The 16858-nt window shown below is 46.3% G+C and carries 16 protein-coding genes; 13 read left to right on the forward strand and 3 right to left on the reverse strand.

Going from position 1 to position 16858, the window contains the following annotated elements:
- Window position 1 precedes the first annotated feature (1 nt).
- The 7 genes from hisIE (at window position 2) to HGH90_RS23895 (ending at window position 6394) form a co-directional block, all read left to right on the forward strand.
- Window positions 2-595, forward strand: a complete 594-nt coding sequence (hisIE, locus tag HGH90_RS23865; RefSeq protein ID WP_168766242.1) for a bifunctional phosphoribosyl-AMP cyclohydrolase/phosphoribosyl-ATP diphosphatase HisIE — start codon at window positions 2-4, stop codon at window positions 593-595.
- 258 nt (window positions 596-853) lie between these two features.
- A complete protein-coding gene (locus HGH90_RS23870; RefSeq protein ID WP_247679992.1) occupies window positions 854-1936 on the forward strand; it encodes a TlpA disulfide reductase family protein in 1083 nt (360 codons plus the stop codon).
- 70 nt (window positions 1937-2006) lie between these two features.
- The gene (locus HGH90_RS23875; RefSeq protein WP_168766243.1) at window positions 2007-3146 is read left to right on the forward strand and encodes an AhpC/TSA family protein; all 1140 of its coding nucleotides are present in this window, start codon (window positions 2007-2009) and stop codon (window positions 3144-3146) included.
- 193 nt (window positions 3147-3339) lie between these two features.
- Window positions 3340-3699 carry a BlaI/MecI/CopY family transcriptional regulator gene (locus HGH90_RS23880; RefSeq protein WP_168766244.1) on the forward strand — a complete coding sequence of 120 codons (360 nt, stop codon included), beginning with the start codon at window positions 3340-3342 and terminating at the stop codon, window positions 3697-3699.
- 14 nt (window positions 3700-3713) lie between these two features.
- A complete protein-coding gene (locus HGH90_RS23885; RefSeq protein WP_168766245.1) occupies window positions 3714-5243 on the forward strand; it encodes a M56 family metallopeptidase in 1530 nt (509 codons plus the stop codon).
- 183 nt (window positions 5244-5426) lie between these two features.
- Entirely contained in the window at window positions 5427-5876 is a 450-nt protein-coding gene (locus tag HGH90_RS23890) for a redoxin domain-containing protein (protein WP_168766246.1), read from the forward strand.
- Between the two features lie 8 nt (window positions 5877-5884).
- Window positions 5885-6394: a DsbA family protein gene (locus tag HGH90_RS23895; protein WP_168766247.1), complete on the forward strand. Its 510-nt coding sequence runs from the start codon at window positions 5885-5887 to the stop codon at window positions 6392-6394.
- Here the strand turns inward: HGH90_RS23895 and HGH90_RS23900 are convergent.
- Window positions 6377-7423 carry a formylglycine-generating enzyme family protein gene (locus HGH90_RS23900; protein ID WP_169192040.1) on the reverse strand — a complete coding sequence of 349 codons (1047 nt, stop codon included), beginning with the start codon at window positions 7421-7423 and terminating at the stop codon, window positions 6377-6379. The genes HGH90_RS23895 and HGH90_RS23900 overlap by 18 nt on opposite strands.
- 183 nt (window positions 7424-7606) lie before the next feature.
- On the opposite strand from HGH90_RS23900, the gene HGH90_RS23905 reads away from it, so the two are divergent.
- Window positions 7607-8974, forward strand: coding sequence for a GH1 family beta-glucosidase (locus HGH90_RS23905; RefSeq protein ID WP_169192041.1), 1368 nt, complete (start codon window positions 7607-7609; stop codon window positions 8972-8974).
- A 49-nt stretch (window positions 8975-9023) separates the two neighbouring features.
- On the opposite strand, the gene HGH90_RS23910 is transcribed toward HGH90_RS23905, so the two are convergent.
- Window positions 9024-10253, reverse strand: coding sequence for a hypothetical protein (locus HGH90_RS23910; RefSeq protein WP_168766250.1), 1230 nt, complete (start codon window positions 10251-10253; stop codon window positions 9024-9026).
- 9 nt (window positions 10254-10262) lie between these two features.
- Window positions 10263-11597 carry a DUF4270 family protein gene (locus HGH90_RS23915; protein ID WP_169192042.1) on the reverse strand — a complete coding sequence of 445 codons (1335 nt, stop codon included), beginning with the start codon at window positions 11595-11597 and terminating at the stop codon, window positions 10263-10265.
- 247 nt (window positions 11598-11844) lie between these two features.
- On the opposite strand from HGH90_RS23915, the gene HGH90_RS23920 reads away from it, so the two are divergent.
- The 5 genes from HGH90_RS23920 (at window position 11845) to HGH90_RS23940 (ending at window position 16710) form a co-directional block, all read left to right on the forward strand.
- The gene (locus HGH90_RS23920) at window positions 11845-12834 is read left to right on the forward strand and encodes a Kelch repeat-containing protein (protein ID WP_211093071.1); all 990 of its coding nucleotides are present in this window, start codon (window positions 11845-11847) and stop codon (window positions 12832-12834) included.
- Complete coding sequence (locus tag HGH90_RS23925) at window positions 12827-13174, forward strand: DUF4907 domain-containing protein (RefSeq protein ID WP_168766253.1); 348 nt, start codon at window positions 12827-12829, stop codon at window positions 13172-13174. The genes HGH90_RS23920 and HGH90_RS23925 overlap by 8 nt, the downstream gene beginning before the upstream one ends.
- A 205-nt stretch (window positions 13175-13379) precedes the next feature.
- A complete protein-coding gene (locus HGH90_RS23930) occupies window positions 13380-14651 on the forward strand; it encodes a sensor histidine kinase (RefSeq protein WP_168766254.1) in 1272 nt (423 codons plus the stop codon).
- On the forward strand, window positions 14648-15379 hold the full coding sequence (locus HGH90_RS23935; RefSeq protein WP_168766255.1) for a LytR/AlgR family response regulator transcription factor: 732 nt from the start codon (window positions 14648-14650) through the stop codon (window positions 15377-15379). The genes HGH90_RS23930 and HGH90_RS23935 overlap by 4 nt, the downstream gene beginning before the upstream one ends.
- Window positions 15380-15582: 203 nt before the next feature.
- A complete protein-coding gene (locus HGH90_RS23940) occupies window positions 15583-16710 on the forward strand; it encodes a cysteine desulfurase family protein (RefSeq protein WP_168766256.1) in 1128 nt (375 codons plus the stop codon).
- The last annotated feature ends 148 nt before the right edge of the window (window positions 16711-16858 follow it).

Consider the following 16858-nt stretch of genomic DNA (forward strand, 5'->3'; position numbering starts at 1 on the left):
CATGCAGATAGATTTTCAAAAGTCGTCCGATGGCCTGGTTCCGGCTATTATACAGGATGCTGTGACAAGTAAAGTGCTGATGTTGGGTTATATGAACCGCGAAGCGCTGGAAAAAACCATGGCGGAAAGTAAGGTGACTTTTTTCAGCCGCTCTAAAAACCGTTTATGGACAAAAGGGGAAGAAAGCGGAAATTTCCTGATCGTTAAAGACCTGAAAGTAGATTGCGACCAGGATACCATCCTGGTAAAAGCCAGTCCCCTGGGCCCAGTATGCCACACCGGCTCAGATACCTGCTGGGATGAGCAAAATATCAGCAACGATTTCCTGGCTACCCTGGAAGGAATTATTGCCGACCGGAAAAACAATCCTACCGATAAATCCTATACTGCCAGCCTCTTTGCCAAAGGCATCAACAAAATAGCGCAAAAGGTAGGAGAGGAAGCTATAGAAGTGGTGATTGAAGCAAAGGATCATAACGACGATTTATTTCTCAATGAATCTGCTGATTTGTTGTTCCATTACCTGATACTCCTTCAGGCAAAAGGATTTCAGCTGTCAGATGTTATATCAGTGTTAAAACAACGTCATAAATAAATGCGAGCAACACCCGCCTGGCGGGTGTTGCTGCTGGCTTATTGCCCCTGTATAGCTACCTGCCGGTGTTTATTTTTATTTATTAATGCTTGATTTTAAGCAAATAGGCTTTTAATAAACGGGAATGAAACGCTTGCCTGTACCGGTATCCTGAAAACCATGTCCCATCAATTGCCACTGGTGGCGGTTGACTACCCCTTCTCTCTATAAAAAATCTCTTCGTATATTACAGCCTCTAACTAATTAAAATAATTTGTAATGAAAAGAATTTTCCTGTTGGCCGTTGCAGGGCTGCTTTCCATGGGAGCGTATGCTCAGCAGGTATCGGGTATTGTGAAGAACGGGAGCGGTAAAACCATATATCTCCTGGACGACCAGGATAATTACCCTGATGACTCGGTAGTGATCAAAAATGATGAGTTCAGCTTTAAGGTAAAAAACGGGAAGGAGCCATCAGTATATGCCTTGATTATGAAGGATGTAAGCTACCCAATGTTATTCGTAACAGGAAATGAACCTATACACCTGGTCACCTCCATGGCTACGTTTCCCATTGCTTCATCGGTAAAGGGAAATGAGAATACACAGGCTATGCAGCAGTACCAGAAAGCTTTTGAGCCGTTAATTAAAAGGGCGCAGGACCTGAATGCAGAGGCAAAGAATATTAACCCGGAGGATGAGCCGGGAAAGAATGCTTTCCGCAAGAAGGCAGATGTGTTCAGCAAAGATGTGGTGAGCACAGGTAAGGAGTTCATCAAAACCCATCCTAAGGCGATTGCCAGTATCTGGATGCTGATGAATGAATTGCGTAGCCGGTTAGAGCCGGATGAGTTCCAGCAGTTGTTCAGCTCGCTGGATAAGTCGGTACAGGCCAGCCAATACGGCGAAAGCGTAACCGCCTATATAAAAAGCCTGCGGGCAAACGGCGTTAATGTGCCCGCTGATGATTTTTCGCAGCAGGACGCCAAAGGCCAGCAGGTGAAGTTGTCTTCTTTCCGCGGTAAATATGTGCTGGTTGACTTCTGGGCCAGCTGGTGCGGGCCTTGCCGCCAGGAAAACCCTAATGTGGTAAAAGCGTATAACAAATATAAGGGTAAGAATTTCACTATTCTGGGCGTATCGCTGGATGATAACCGGGAGCGCTGGTTGCAGGCCATTAGTCATGATGGGCTCGCCTGGACCCAGGTATCCGATTTGCGGGGCTGGGGCAATGAAGTGGCCGTGCAATACGGTATCCAGTCTATTCCCTCTAATTTCCTGGTAGACCCTGCCGGTAAAATCGTCGCCCGCAACCTGCGTGGTGAAGAGCTGGAAGCTAAACTGGAGGAGCTGCTGAAATAGCCGTTTATCAAAATCAGGTTGCGATTGCGCCGCCGATTTTACAAATTTGTTATTCGTAAAACAAAAACCAATGAAGAAAGCAATTTTAGGCATTGCCCTTTTAGCTCCCACTGTGCTGATAGCCCAGGATAAAAAGGGATCGGCTGCTGGTAAGCCTTACACCATACAAGGAACAGTTTCTCAGCAAAAAGATCCTGCCACTGTTTATCTCAGAATGCGTAAGTCGGGCGAAAACTTCCTGGACAGCGCACAGGTAAAAGATGGTAAATTTTCCTTCAATGGCACACTGGAAGAACCTTCCATGGCCAGTTTAATGTTAGTGCAGAAAGGCACAGAAAGGCCGTTGTCTATGGGCCGCGATATGCTCGCTGTATTCATCGATAAAGGTGTGGTGAGTGTGAACACCACTGATTCTATCAGCAAAGCCACCGTTACCGGTTCCCAGGCCAACGATGACTACAAAAAGCTGAACGACCTGTTGAAAGATGTGAATGAAAAAGGTGCTGCCCTGCAGAAACAATACCGCGAATTGGCTAAGAATAAAGACCAGGAAGGCATCAAAAAGCTGGAAGCGGAGTACGACGCACTGGACGCAGAAGAGAAGAAAATCGAGCATGATTTTCTCCTGAAAAATACTTCTTCGCCTATTGCTATGTTCCTGCTGAACCAGGTAGCCGGCTACGACCTGAAACCTACTGAAATAGCGCCTTTATATAAGAAATTAAGCAAACAGGCTAAGAATTCCCCTTCTGGTAAAGAGTTTGCCAAACGCCTGGAATCAGCCCGTAAAACAGAAGTAGGCCAACCTGCCCTCGAATTTTCACAGGCAGATGCAAATGGTAAAGATATCAGCCTGTCTTCTTTCCGTGGTAAATATGTACTGGTCGACTTTTGGGCCAGCTGGTGCGGTCCCTGCCGCGCGGAAAACCCTAATGTGGTAAAGGCGTACGATAAGTTCAAAGACAAGGGTTTCGAAATCCTCGGTGTTTCCCTGGATGATAAAAAAGAAAAATGGCTGGCGGCTGTCGAAGCTGATAAGCTTGCCTGGAAACATGTTTCCGACCTGAAAGGCTGGAAAAATGCAGCGGCCGACCTCTACGGGGTGCGCGCTATTCCACAAAACGTACTGATTGATCCCAAAGGTAAGATCGTAGCCAAAAACCTTCGTGGTGAAGAACTCGAATCTAAACTGGAAGAGATCCTGAAATAGGCGGAAGCTCAAAGCAGAAAGCTATTGTAGCGAATGAACTTTGCGGGTATTAAAATCGCATTGGTTATTCGCTACAATAGCTTTTTGCTTTCAAGCCTTTTGCTCTCTGTTGTTTTTTTTAAAAAAAAATTTGGCTATCTACGATTATTTCGTAGATTTACGAAAGAATCGTAATTCAATAATAACAGTTGCTATGGAAAAACTGACCCAGCAAGAAGAAACAGCCATGCTGGCTATCTGGAAAGTAGGGAGAGGTTTTGTGAAAGACTTCCTGGAAGCGCATCAGGCGCCGGCGCCACCGTATACCACCCTGGCATCTACCATCAAAAACCTGGAGAAAAAAGGCTTTGTAAAAAGCCGGAAAATGGGTAACGTATACGAATATACGCCATTGATGGAGGAAGCCGCATACAAACAAAAGTTCATGAACGGGTTTGTAAAAGACTACTTCGAAAATTCCTACAAAGAGCTGGTGTCTTTCTTTGCTAAAGAAAAGAAGATCAGCCCCGACGAACTGAAGGAAATAATTAGCATGATTGAAAAAGGGAAATAATAAAACGAAGACTTATGGTACCTGCTGTTTTGATCTACCTGTTAAAGGCTAACATCTCGCTCACGCTGTTTTTTCTGGCTTACCGCTTCGGACTGCGCCGGCTTACCTTTTATACCGGCAACAGGCTGTTCCTGTTGACAGGTATCGTATTCTCTTCCCTGTTTCCGCTGATCTCTATCAATGCCTTTGTGGATAAACACGAAGTCATTGCCGGCACGGTCATGACTTATATACCTGATTTTACCAAATGGCAGGCGCCTCAGCCGGAGTTTACGGTGTGGACAGCCCTGGTATATGTTTTCTGGACCGGTGTAGCAGTGATGGCTATACGTTTTGCTATACAATTATTTTCCCTATGGAAGATACACCGGAAATCGCACCGCGATGAAATCGACAACGTACAGGTACAGGTATTGCAGCAGCCCGTAAATCCTTTTTCCTTCTTCCGCCATATCTATATCAATCCTTCCCTGCACCTGCCGGAAGAACTGCCGGCCATCCTGCGGCATGAAAAAGTGCACGTGAAGCAGTGGCACAGTATGGACGTCGTGCTAGGCGAACTCAATAACATCTTCTATTGGTTTAATCCCGGCGCGTGGCTCATGAAAACAGCCATCCGTGAGAACCTCGAATTTATTACCGACCGTTATCTCCTGCAACAGGGAGTAGACAAAACGGCTTATCAATACAACCTTATTAAAGTTAGTGGGATCCCATATGCGACGGCCATCGCAAACAATTTCAATTTCTCACATCTTAAAAACAGGATCATGATGATGAATAGAAAGAAATCATCCCAATATCAGGTGGTACGTTACCTGGTGCTGAGCGTTATTGTAGCCGGCGCCGTGCTGTCGCTGAACTATAGCCGGGCCGCCGTAATGATGCCATTCCAGGAGGTGAAAAAAGATACCCTAACGCCGCCACCACCACCACCTCCTCCTCCGCCACCCCCTGCGCCTGCACCGCAAGTGAAAAAAGCGGGAAAACTGCCTAAAACGCCGCCACCGCCGCCACCACCAACAACACCAGTTATCCAGGAAGTAACAAGTGGTAAGAAAACAGATATTTTTTCCAAAGATCCAGCTACAAGGCCAGCGATCGTGATTGACGGAAATATCAGTGATATGGAGGCTGTGAATAAGTATGAAGCCGATAAAAAAGTGGTATCCGTTACCGTGGTAAAAAGTACATCTGCAAAAGATGTGGATACTTACGGCAACCAGGCAAAGAATGGAATTGTATTCATTGAAACCAAAGACCCGTCTGCAAAAGGGCCATTGGTATACCGGGGCCTGAGCAACAATGAGAAAGATGACCTGAAAAAGGTACTGATTATGGTAGATGGAGTTCCGCTGGAAAATGAGAAAGGGCTCGAATCTATTAATCCTGATCAGATACAGTCCGTTAGTGTGTTGAAAAATGAAGCTGCTACTTCCATTTATGGTAGAAGAGCAAAAAATGGAGTGGTACTCGTCACTACTAAAGGCCATCTGAAAGGGAGCAATATAACAGCAACAAAAGATACTATAAACGTACGATAAGCTATTTTTGACAGGAGTATCGGTAATGGCTATATATTTTGTATGGTGGTTTTCATACACTATTTTCATCTGCCAATAGTTATATCATACTTACAAAAAGCCACGGTCCGCCACCGTGGCATTTTTGTTTCTGCACAACATTATGTGAAAAAGGCTGTTTATATAGGGGATAATTACCAGCTTATGTTACAGAAAGGAGAAAAAGCACCTGATTTCACATTGCCGTCAACTCCCGAGAAGAGTATAACACTGGCGGATTTGCGCGGAAAGAATGTTATCCTGGCGTTTTATCCGGCCGACTGGAGTCCTGTATGCAGCGATCAAATGTCGTTATACAACGAAATGCTCAAGTATTTTGAACGATATAATGCGGTACTACTGGGTGTTTCAGTAGATGGCGCCTGGTGTCACCAGGCTTTCGCGAAGGCCCGGCAGCTGCATTTCGATCTGCTGGCCGACTTTGAGCCGAAGGGAGCGGTGTCACGCCTTTATGACGTATATGCGGAAGGCGTTAGCCAGCGCGCTTTGTTTGTGATAGATGCCGAAGGAATTATCCGCTGGAGTTATTTATCGCCCATTGGCCAAAACCCGGGAGCCGATGGTATACTGGATGCATTAGAAAAAATTAAATGACAACGGTGATGCCTACACTGATTCCTCCCGTAAATGCGCTGGACCATGCCACCGGAGCAGAACATGCAACAATAGAACTGGTAGAATACGGCGATTTTCAATGCCCGTATTGCCGCGAAGCTTTTTTTATAGTGAAAGAGTTACAGCAACAGCTGGGAGATAAGCTGCGCTTCATTTTTCGCAACTTTCCCTTATCGGAAGCCCATGAATATGCGATGGATGCTGCCCTAGCTGCTGAAGCGGCTGCTTTACAGCAGCAGTTCTGGCCCATGCATGACGCGTTGTACAATCGCCAGTCTGACCTGGATGAGACGCTATTGGTAACGCTGGCCACTGAGCTGGGCTTAGACCTCCACAAGTTTTCAAATGATATGGACACTCCCCGGTTGCTCAGCAAAGTGGAGGCCGACTTCGAAAGTGGCGTGCGCAGTGGCGTAAATGGTACGCCTACTTTTTATGTGAACGGGAAAAGATATGACGGCGATTACCAGGACCTGGCCTCATTTCTGGTCCGCTGACCGTACACAACGAAATCCCAGGTTAGCTAACCCTGACTCCGGCGTACTTTTCATACGTGCAGATACCCGGTATCCCCGGCAATATTCATCGCTGCACATGAAAGAGCCTCCCCGTATTACCCGCTTGGCCTGCCCCGGGTCGTCCGGATCAAAAGCAGTGGTAGGGCCTGCAGGATTTTGTACGCCCTTTTCGCCCTGTATGTAATAGTTGGCATCGTACCAATCGTCGCACCATTCCCACACATTTCCCGACATATCGTACAAGTGATAGCCATTGGGCCGGTAAGATTTCACCGGCGCCAGGCCGGTATAACCATCAGTTTGCGTATTGTGATAAGGAAAATTACCATTCCAGGTATTGGCTTTAGGGTGGCCACTTGTCAATGCCTCATTGCCCCAGGGATATAATTGCCCTGATAGTCCCCCGCGGGCGGCATATTCCCATTCTGCCTCCGTAGGAAGCCTTTTACCGGCCCATTTGGCAAATGCCTGGGCATCCAGCCAGGAAACCTGCGTAACAGGCTCCTTGCCCCTGTTATTGATGTTACTCGACGGCCCCTCAGGATGCTTCCAGCTGGTACCGGGAACAAATGACCACCATTGCGAAATATCGTTGAAAGGCACCTTGTGGTCGGGGGGCGTAAACACCAGGGCACCGGGCGCCATCATGGAGGCCAGTACACTGCTGTCGGGTTCAGGACTGCCAGGAGGTAGGCTGGCCAGCAATTCTGCTTTGCTGATAGGTTGCTCGGCGGTGGTAACATAACCGGTGGACTCCACGAAGCGGGCAAATTCTTCATTGGTTACCTCGTGCTCATCCATCCAGAAAGAGGCAACATCCACCCTGTGTTTGGGATACTCATCTGCCATGCCAGTACTGTCGTCTGCGCCCATGAAAAAAGAACCGGCAGGAATCAATACCATCTTATTCAGTGTATCCTTTTCCGTAAGATCGTTCTTCTTTTTGCCACTATTCCCGGCGCAGGCACTCAGCAGGATTAGCCCCAGCAGTATGTTTATTTTTTGCATGTTATAGACAGCTCTGTTTAGTCGGCACTCAAAAATAGTATTAAAACCATAGCTTTACGGTTTTTCCTCAAAAAACGGGCACCATATAGGTGTTAACAATTATATAATCGATTTTCCACAAAAACTGTTGTAAACTGCACACGGTTTCGGGACGTCCGCAAGCCCCGGTTTACGGTATCGCGTATGCAAACAACTGCTATACCCTTTACACGCAAGGATTTCGGTGACGACTTTCTTTGGGGGGTTACTATTTCCGCTTTTCAGAATGAAGGTGCCTTCAATACAGATGGCAAAGGTCTCTCTATTTGGGACACCTTCGCCAGCCGTAAAGGTAAAATCAAAGATAGGAGTCACGCACAGGTGGCCACTGACTTTTACAATCGCTATACACAAGATATACTACTGGCCAAGCTGCTGGGATTTTCCGTATTCCGCTTTTCCCTGGCCTGGTCGCGCATTATGCCCAAGGGAACGGGCGCCGTTAACCAGGCAGGAATTGACTATTATCACCGGGTGATAGATGCCTGTCTCGAATTGGGGCTGGAACCCTATATCACGCTATATCACTGGGATTTGCCGCAGGCGCTGGAACATAAAGGTGGCTGGAGCCATCGGGGAGTAGTATTTGCCTTTGAGGAATTTGTGAGAATATGTGCCCGTGAATACGGAAATAAAGTAAAGAACTGGATTGTACTCAATGAACCCTTTGGGTTTACAGCGCTGGGTTATATGTTGGGCGTACATGCCCCGGGAAAGTTTGGCCTTTCCTGGTTTTTGCCGGCAGTGCACCATGCTGCCCTGGCACAGGCTGAGGCGGGGCGGGTGATCCGCCAGGAGGTAGCCGGCGCCAATATTGGCACGGCGTTGTCCTGCTCAAAAATTATCCCATATACCAATAGTGAAGAAGACGTACAGGCCGCCCGCCGGGCAGATGCGCTCTTTAATCGCCTGTTCCTGGAACCAGCCCTGGGCATGGGATACCCGGAAAAAGATTTCCCGCTGCTGCACCGTATTGAACGCCGGTATGCCCTGTGGCGCGATTGGGATCGCCTCCCATTTGATTTTGATTTTATAGGGGTACAGAATTATTTCCCGCTCGTAGTGAAGTACAATTACTTTATGCCCGTGGTAAAAATTGCGGAAGTAAAGGCCAGGTACCGCAATGTACCGCTTACCGGTTTAGGCTGGGAAATCAGTGGCAATGGGCTGTATGAAATACTCAAACAGTTTAGCGCCTACGAGGGCGTCAGGAAAATCATTGTAACAGAGGGAGGAGCTGCCTTCCCCGACCAGCTTACCGCCGATGGCCGCATTGCTGACACCGCCCGTATTGAATATTTCCGGGAATACCTGTCCGGTGTGTTAAAGGCCCGTAGAGAAGGAGTACCGGTAGAAGGCTATTTTGCCTGGACGCTCACCGATAATTTTGAATGGGCGGAAGGATACCGGGCCAGGTTCGGCCTCGTGCATGTTAATTTCGATACCCAACAAAGAATAATCAAAGATTCCGGATACTGGTTCAGGAAGCTTTTGACTGAACGAATGCAATAACGTGTCACGCAAAGGTGCTTTTTTCTTTAGCACCTTTGCGTAAATCTTCTTATTGGGCTAATCGCTTCAGGAACCAGAGATCTCTCAGGCTGAAGTGAAATATCGCATTTACATAAGTTTCTTTTATCAGCGCCGTGCCGGAAGTGCCGCGTTGCCCAGCTTCCAGCCCTATGTAATATCTTAGCTGCCCGTTTTTGCTGGGCAGCGATACGCCCAGGGTACCGGAAATATCTTTAATCTGAGTATTGCTCACTACCAGTGGCGTTTGGTTGAAAGCAAAACCAGCTTGTAATACAGCCCCTTCAATCATTTGATTGTAATACTGGCGTTTCAGCGTGTATTCGATACCGGTAGAGTAACGTTGTCCGTCTACATAAGTGAAGGTCGGGCCTTTCTCATTCAGGCTGTTCCACAGAGAATGCCGGTAGTCGGCCACCCAGGTGAAGGTACCATTGGTGAGGGCGATACCGCCCCCATATTCAGCTGGTAGCGTGAAATAGGAGGGATCCTGGTCTTTTGAGAAGAGGGAAGTACCGTTGATATCGACGATATTCAGTTTTTCCTGCAATTTCATTTTGGTCTGGAAGCGATAAGTGGCGCCCAATCCCAGCTGCCAGTCTTTATTGATTTTACCTACATATTGTGCGCCAGCAGTAAAGTTGGGCTTAAAGCCATATTTGTTGTGCTGTGTTTGTAAAGAGTCGGAACCAATATTTTGTGATACGTTGATGGGGCCAAATAAGAATGCGGTAGATACCCCAACGGAAAAATGCTTGTTGATGGCAAAGCCGTTAGAAATATATGCCCTGTTAAACCCGCCGGTACCGGTGGTGGTAGTGGTAACGGGTGCGCCTGTACCAGTGACAAACTGTTGGTTAAGAATTTTGTAATCGATGCTGCTGAAAGGTGCAATACCGGCGGAGATACCCCAGAAACTGGTTGCTTTAAAACCCAGGGCCAATCGTTTAAAGTTGACGTCTCCTGCGCTATTGGAAATGCCGGCGCCGTTATAGTTGATCTGCTGCGCTTTGATCGATACATCGAACATGAAGTTCTGATTAGGTATCGCACTGTAAGACGCAGGGTTGAGTTCATTGAGGTAGCCGGAGTGGCGACGGGCAATACCACTGCTCCCCAGGCCGTAGTTCCGGCTGTAATCCCTTGTTTCCATATCTCCTATACCATAGGCAGAATAGATGGAATTGAGGCCATGTTGCGCTTTGGCAGCGGTGCCGCACAACAGGAGTAAAGTTAAACCGCTATATATTTTTATGCGCATGTGTATCCTTTATTTGTACAACAGATAGTATAACTGTACTTTAAGCGGGTTCTGAGTGTTTTTTTGATCGCCTATTACCAGCCTGTCCAGTGTTGTTTTTCCATCTGTAGCACTTGGTGTGAGTAACAATCCCCGTGAATTAACATCGGTAACGGTTTGTTCTTTGATCACATAATTGGTGATATCGAAGGTATAGTTGGTGTTTACGTTAAATTGTTTGTCGATGGTCAGCTGTCCATAGGTCAGCGTATCGGTAACGTTGTTCAGCTTATCTACTTCGCAGAGGGCCATGCGTGGTGGCAGGCGGTCGTTGACATAGGTACCGTTTACCGGTTTAAGAGACAGGTATACCTTCATGACTTTAAAGAACTGCCCCAGGTAAGCCAGGTTTTTAATATAAGGAATATCGATGCGGGTGGCTACGCCGGTGATCGGCTGTGTGAAGCCCTGGTTGCCGGCACTGGCGGAAGGCAGGGTTTTCCCAGGGCCGGTAAGTGGTGCCAGTGGCGTGCCCGTACGGGTAGTTACCACCTGGTTGAATTGCAGGTTAGATGCCTGCATTTTGAAGTCGACATATTTTACAGTAGTGATTAATTCGTTGACGTGATAGTATAAACGCATCACCAGGGAAGTATCATTAGCTGTAAAGCCCGATACCAGGGTACTGCCGGCGGCTCCCCTTACATTCAACCCCCGGAAAAATTCCAGCCACATATTGTTGGTGGTAATATCCGGACTTTTATCTACCAGCATTTGGAATAGCTGGGCGCCCAGCTGGTCGGACATATGGGCGGTAATAAGTTTGTCGGTATTGGGACGGATAACGCCGGTGAAACTTCCTATCGGCGTACTTTCTGTAGAAAAACTACTGCTGTTGTACAGGTAGTAGAAGTTCTTGGCAGTCTGGATGGTAGAGGTCACCCGGTATACCTGTAGTTGTTGTACCTGGGTAGAATCGCCGGCGAGGTAGCCATTGGGGCGCATCATCAGCACCATGGAATCATATTTGGAGCCATTGGCAGGAATATCAATGGTGGCCGGTTGCGCAATCTGGAAGTAAGATTGAACGGTGGAAGTACCAAAGAGCGGATCTACTCTCTTGCCGGCCAGTAATACTTCTGCACCGGAGGTAGGCATGGAGTCCTGCTGTATGGTTTGCATCTTCACCGATAAGGTATCAGTAAGGATATAATCGGTATGCTGATTATTGTCTACAATATTGTTATAGGTAAACCCCGTCTTCTGGCAGGATGAGATCAGCGCCGCCAGCAACACTGCCGGGAGGTACCTGCGTATCCGACCATTTACGCACGTGAAAATTAAATGATACATGGTATTGTTCATGGTGCGCAATTTTAGACAGGATCGATACTTTCAATTACTTTAATATGCCAACAGCCAAAATTTATCGATGAATAACGAAATCTGTTCTTTATGCTGACAATAGCGCGGGAACGGGCTTTTCGGGGGAAAGAATCCTACTGGTAGATGAAATAACGGTATCCGTCATCTAAAATAGCGGGAATAGCTATTTCCTGTTTGCCGGAATGCTCCGGCAGATAATTTTGGCTGCAGTAAAAAGAACATGCTAATGCGATATTTAAAAGGTTATAGTTTATTATTGATGGCTTCCCTGGCAGCCTGTTCGAAAAGTTCAAATACTACTACGCTGGTTGGGAACTGGATTAAACGTTCTGAATTTGAAGGTGTTGCCAGAAGCTCAGCTGCTTCATTCGTGGTTAATGATAAAGCCTATGTAGGAACCGGATATGATGGACTTAACAGATTACAGGATATCTGGATGTACGATGTGGACCTGAACCAGTGGACACAGAAGGCGCCTTTTACCGGAACTGCACGCAGTAACGCTGTTGGTATGGCCATGGCCGGAAAAGGATATATCGGTACCGGTTACGATGGACTGAATAAACTGAATGATTTTTATCAATACGACCCTGCCGCTAATACCTGGACACGCAAAGCTGACTTTAGCGGTAGTGCCCGTTATGGAGCGGTAGCTTTTGCCCTGAATGACAAAGGTTATATCGCTACCGGCTACGATGGTAACTGGTTAAAGGATAACTGGCAATACGATCCGGCTACCAATGCCTGGACACAAGCACAGAGCCTCAACAGCGGTAAAAGACAAGACGCTTCTGCCTTTGTGATCAACAACAAAGCGTATGTAGTGATGGGAACGGCTAACTCTACACCTGTTACAGATTTTTATTCCTTTGATGGGACCAACTGGACTACCCTCAACTCGATTGCGAATGTAAGCGACGATAGCTTTGATGATGCCTACAACTTTGCGGGCAGTGGTGCGGCTTCTTTTGTTATCAATGGAAAAGGGTATATCACTACCGGTACAAGAGGTAGTTATACTGCCGCTACCTGGGAGTACGATCCGGCTACCGATCGCTGGGTACAGAAAACAGATTTCGAAGGCGCCGCACGCACTTATGCTACCGGCTTTACCGTGAAAAACCGCGGCTTCGTAGTATTAGGACAAAGCTCCAGTTTACAGCTGGATGATATGCGGGAATTTGATCCAAACGCAGCGTATAACAAAAATGACTAAGCGTAACATTATCATCGTTTCCCTGGTAGCTGTTGCGGCGCTGGTGTTCTTCGCCTGGAAGACATCCCGTACAACCGCGCAGCAGAACGGCTCAGATATGCTTGCCGTAGTAGTAGAACCCTTTGCGATACACGATGGTTGGGGATATAAGGTAAATGTAGGTGGTCGCACTTATATCTACCAGGACATTATCCCTGGCGTTCCCGGAAACCGGGTATTCCGTTCAAAGGAAAACGCATTGCGGGTAGGGAATGTGGTCGCAGAAAAGCTAACCCACCATAAAATCCCCTCTATGTCACAGCAGGAGTTGGTGCGCATGGGTATACCGGAAGCGGAGTAATTGTTTACCATATAAATTAACCTTTGGATCAGTATTGTTTTCAATGCCACGCATTAAAAACAATACTGATCCAAAGGTTTAATCTGTTTGTGTATTTTAAGCCGATTTTAAGTTCTTTATTAAATTTAACAATCCCTTATAGAGGATTAACAAACTTTAACACAAGTCTAACCCTATCTAATGTAAGTTTATCGCATCAAATTACATGATGCTAAGTTTCAAACGGATTCTCAAAAGTCGTCCCTTCCTCATTTCCTTGCACATCCTGGGATGGGCATGCTTTTTATTCTTCCCGTTTTTTATTTATCGTATACAGATCATGCATACCGGTTTCTTTTTAAAAGAGCTGGTAGATAACTTGTTCCTCATTGGTATTTTTTACCTGAATATTTATGTGCTGATTCCCCGGTATTTCAATAGAAGCAAGATTGTTACATATCTGTGCAGTATTGCCCTGTTAATTATTTTTATTACGGCCCAACAGGCGGCGCTTAATTTCTATTTTTTCAAACACTTAGGACCCCGGCCTGAGATGATGGCGGTTCGTTTAGGTCAAAAAAGTAATACGGTGTCAGTAACATCTGATAGCTTTCCTCCGTTTCATCATCGTCGCATGTTTTTCAGCGCCCGGGCTTCCATGGGAGAACCAGCATTTGTAACGAGGGGAGAGGTGCATGACACGGCGGGAGGAGCTGTAACGGTGGCAGCGCCCGGGTTTTTGCCTATGCATCCTCCGCGCATATTTGAAGAAGGGCCCACACTGTGGGAATATCTCTTTTTCCCGGAGGTACTCAGAAGATCGGGATTTTTTGCATTGTTGATGTTGTTTATGAGTGGTTTTATCAAGATTGCGCTTGAATGGTTTAAAAGTGAAAAACAGCGGGAAGAACTGAAAGTAGAGAAGTTAAATGCGGAACTGAAATTCTTAAAGTCACAGATTAATCCTCATTTTCTGTTTAACTGTTTAAACACCATTTATTCGCTGGCGCATAAACAGTCGACGCAAACGGAACACGCTATTTTGAAGCTGTCCACCATCATGCGATATATGATCTATGAATCCAATGAGGCCAAAGTGTTACTGTCGCAGGAGTTGAAGTACCTGCATGATTACATAGAAATACAGCGATTGAGATTACCGAAAGATATTAACATCCGGTACCAGTTGAATGGAGATGCAGACGGTTTGCAGATAGAGCCAATGTTACTGGTACCTTTCGTAGAAAATGCGTTTAAACATGGTATTAGTTATACAGAGGAATCTTTCATCGATATAGATGTGACGACAATAAATGATATGATCAGATTAATAGTTAAAAACAGTCATTTTAAAGAACGTGTAGCGGAGAGGGGAGGCATAGGTCTGGACAATGTACTGAAACGCCTGGCATTGCTCTATGAAAACAGGCATGAGATTAATATCAGCGAAACGGAGAACCAATTTATTGTAGATCTTAAAATTGTGTTGAACAAATGATTAAGTGTATTGCTGTGGATGACGAACCGCTGGCTTTGGAAATTATGGAAGATTATATCCGTAAGGTTCCATTCCTCACCCTGGCGGGTAAATTCGAAAACGCGGCCACCGCGTTGCGCTTCATCCAGGACGAGCCGGTTGACCTGGTATTCCTGGATATCAAAATGCCGGATATCACCGGCATCCAGTTCCTCAAGTCATTGAAATATCCGCCTATGGTAGTATTCACTACGGCATACGGCGAGTATGCGCTGGATGGATTTAATCTCGATGTGGTTGATTATCTCCTGAAACCGGTGCCCTTCGAACGTTTCCTGAAAGCAGCTGCCAAAGCCAGTGAAACCTGGTCGGTTTCCCAGCAGAAAAATGTGCCGGCCATTGGTAACACTGTACCCATGGAAGCCACCTGGGTGAATGACTACATCTTCATCAAAACAGAGTATAAGATCATTAAGATCAACCTGGAAGACATCCTTTTCATTGAAGCATTGAAAGACTATACGAAAATTTATACACATAATTTGCCGGTACTTACCCTGCGTAGCCTTAAATCGTTTGAAACACGTTTACCCGCAGATAAGTTCATCCGGGTGCACCGTTCCTACCTGGTATCTCTCAACAAAATAAATTGCGTGGAGAAAAATACCGTCATGATCGCCAATCAATCTATTCCTATCTCTGATGGGTACAGGGATCGTTTCTATGACGTGATTAACCGGAATTCCTGAGAAGCAGAAAGCGGAAAGCTTAAAGCAAAAAGCTATTGTAGCGAATATATCGAAGCGTAATATTAATATATTATTATATTTGATATGTATTCGCTACAATAGCTTTTTGCTTTAAGCTTTTCGCTTTCTGCTTTTTTTCCGAACTTAGCCCTCTTTTTAAACCATACCACCATTAATTAATTATTCTTTTATCAAAAACCACCATGGAAAGAATATACTTCGACAATGCAGCTACCACGTCGCTGGACCCGGCAGTATTAGAAGCTATGCTGCCATTTATGACTGAAAAGTTCGGTAACCCTTCCTCTATCTATTCTTACGGACGGGAGTCAAGATTGGGTATCGAAAACGCACGCAAATCAGTAGCTAAAATACTGAATGCACATCCCGGGGAAATTTTCTTTACCTCCGGTGGTACAGAGAGCAGTAATACCGCCATTTCTGCCGCGGTGCGAGACCTGGGGTGCAAACACATTATTTCCTCTCCCATTGAACACCATGCTACCCTGCACACCGTAGAGTACCTGCATCATCATGACGGCGTAGCCCTTTCCTTTGTGAAAGTGTTGCCTACCGGTCATATTGATATGGAACACCTGCGTGAACTGCTGCAAAATTCTACCGAAAAATGCCTGGTTACCCTGATGCACGCCAACAACGAAATCGGTAACCTGCTCGACATTCATGCGGTAGGTAATCTTTGCAAGGAATTTGATGCCATCTTTCACTCTGATACCGTGCAAACGGTGGGGCACTACCCGTTCGACCTGCGTAACACGCCCGTACACTTCGTTACCGGCGCCGGACACAAGTTCCACGGTCCTAAAGGAGTAGGTATCCTGTACATCAATGAAAACGTGAAAATTACGCCTTTCATCCAGGGAGGCAGCCAGGAACGTAATATGCGCGCAGGTACAGAGAACCTGTACGGTATCATCGGGTTTGCCAAAGCACTGGAAATTGCTACTGCGGAACATGAAGCGCATAGCGCGCATATCAACGGACTGCGTATGTACATGGCAGAACAATTGCAGCAGCATATCCCGGGGGTAGCCTTCAACGGCGACCTGTATGGCAAAAGCCTCTACACGGTACTGAACGTGGCATTCCCTAAGTCTGAAAAATCAGAAATGATCCTGTTCAATATGGATATCAACGGCATCTGTGCTTCCGGCGGCAGTGCGTGTACCTCCGGCGCGAATGCCGGCTCGCACGTTATCCGCGCCATCAACAGCAACCCCAACCAGATCGCTGTCCGCTTCTCTTTCTGTAAAAACAATACCAAAGCAGAAGTAGACCAGGTAGTGGCTAGGTTGAAAGAACTGATATAAGCAGTCCTCTGCCGATCATATGGGGCTGACCAAAAAGGTCGGCCCTTTTCTTTGCAGAGAAAGGGCCGATTAGTAATTTTAATTACCACATTGAAATTACTATGGCCAAAACTAAGACTAAACAGGTATTTAAACAATATACGCCTAA

Origin of the sequence: Chitinophaga sp. Ak27 (assembly GCF_012726295.1) — a bacterium.
GTDB lineage: Bacteria > Bacteroidota > Bacteroidia > Chitinophagales > Chitinophagaceae > Chitinophaga.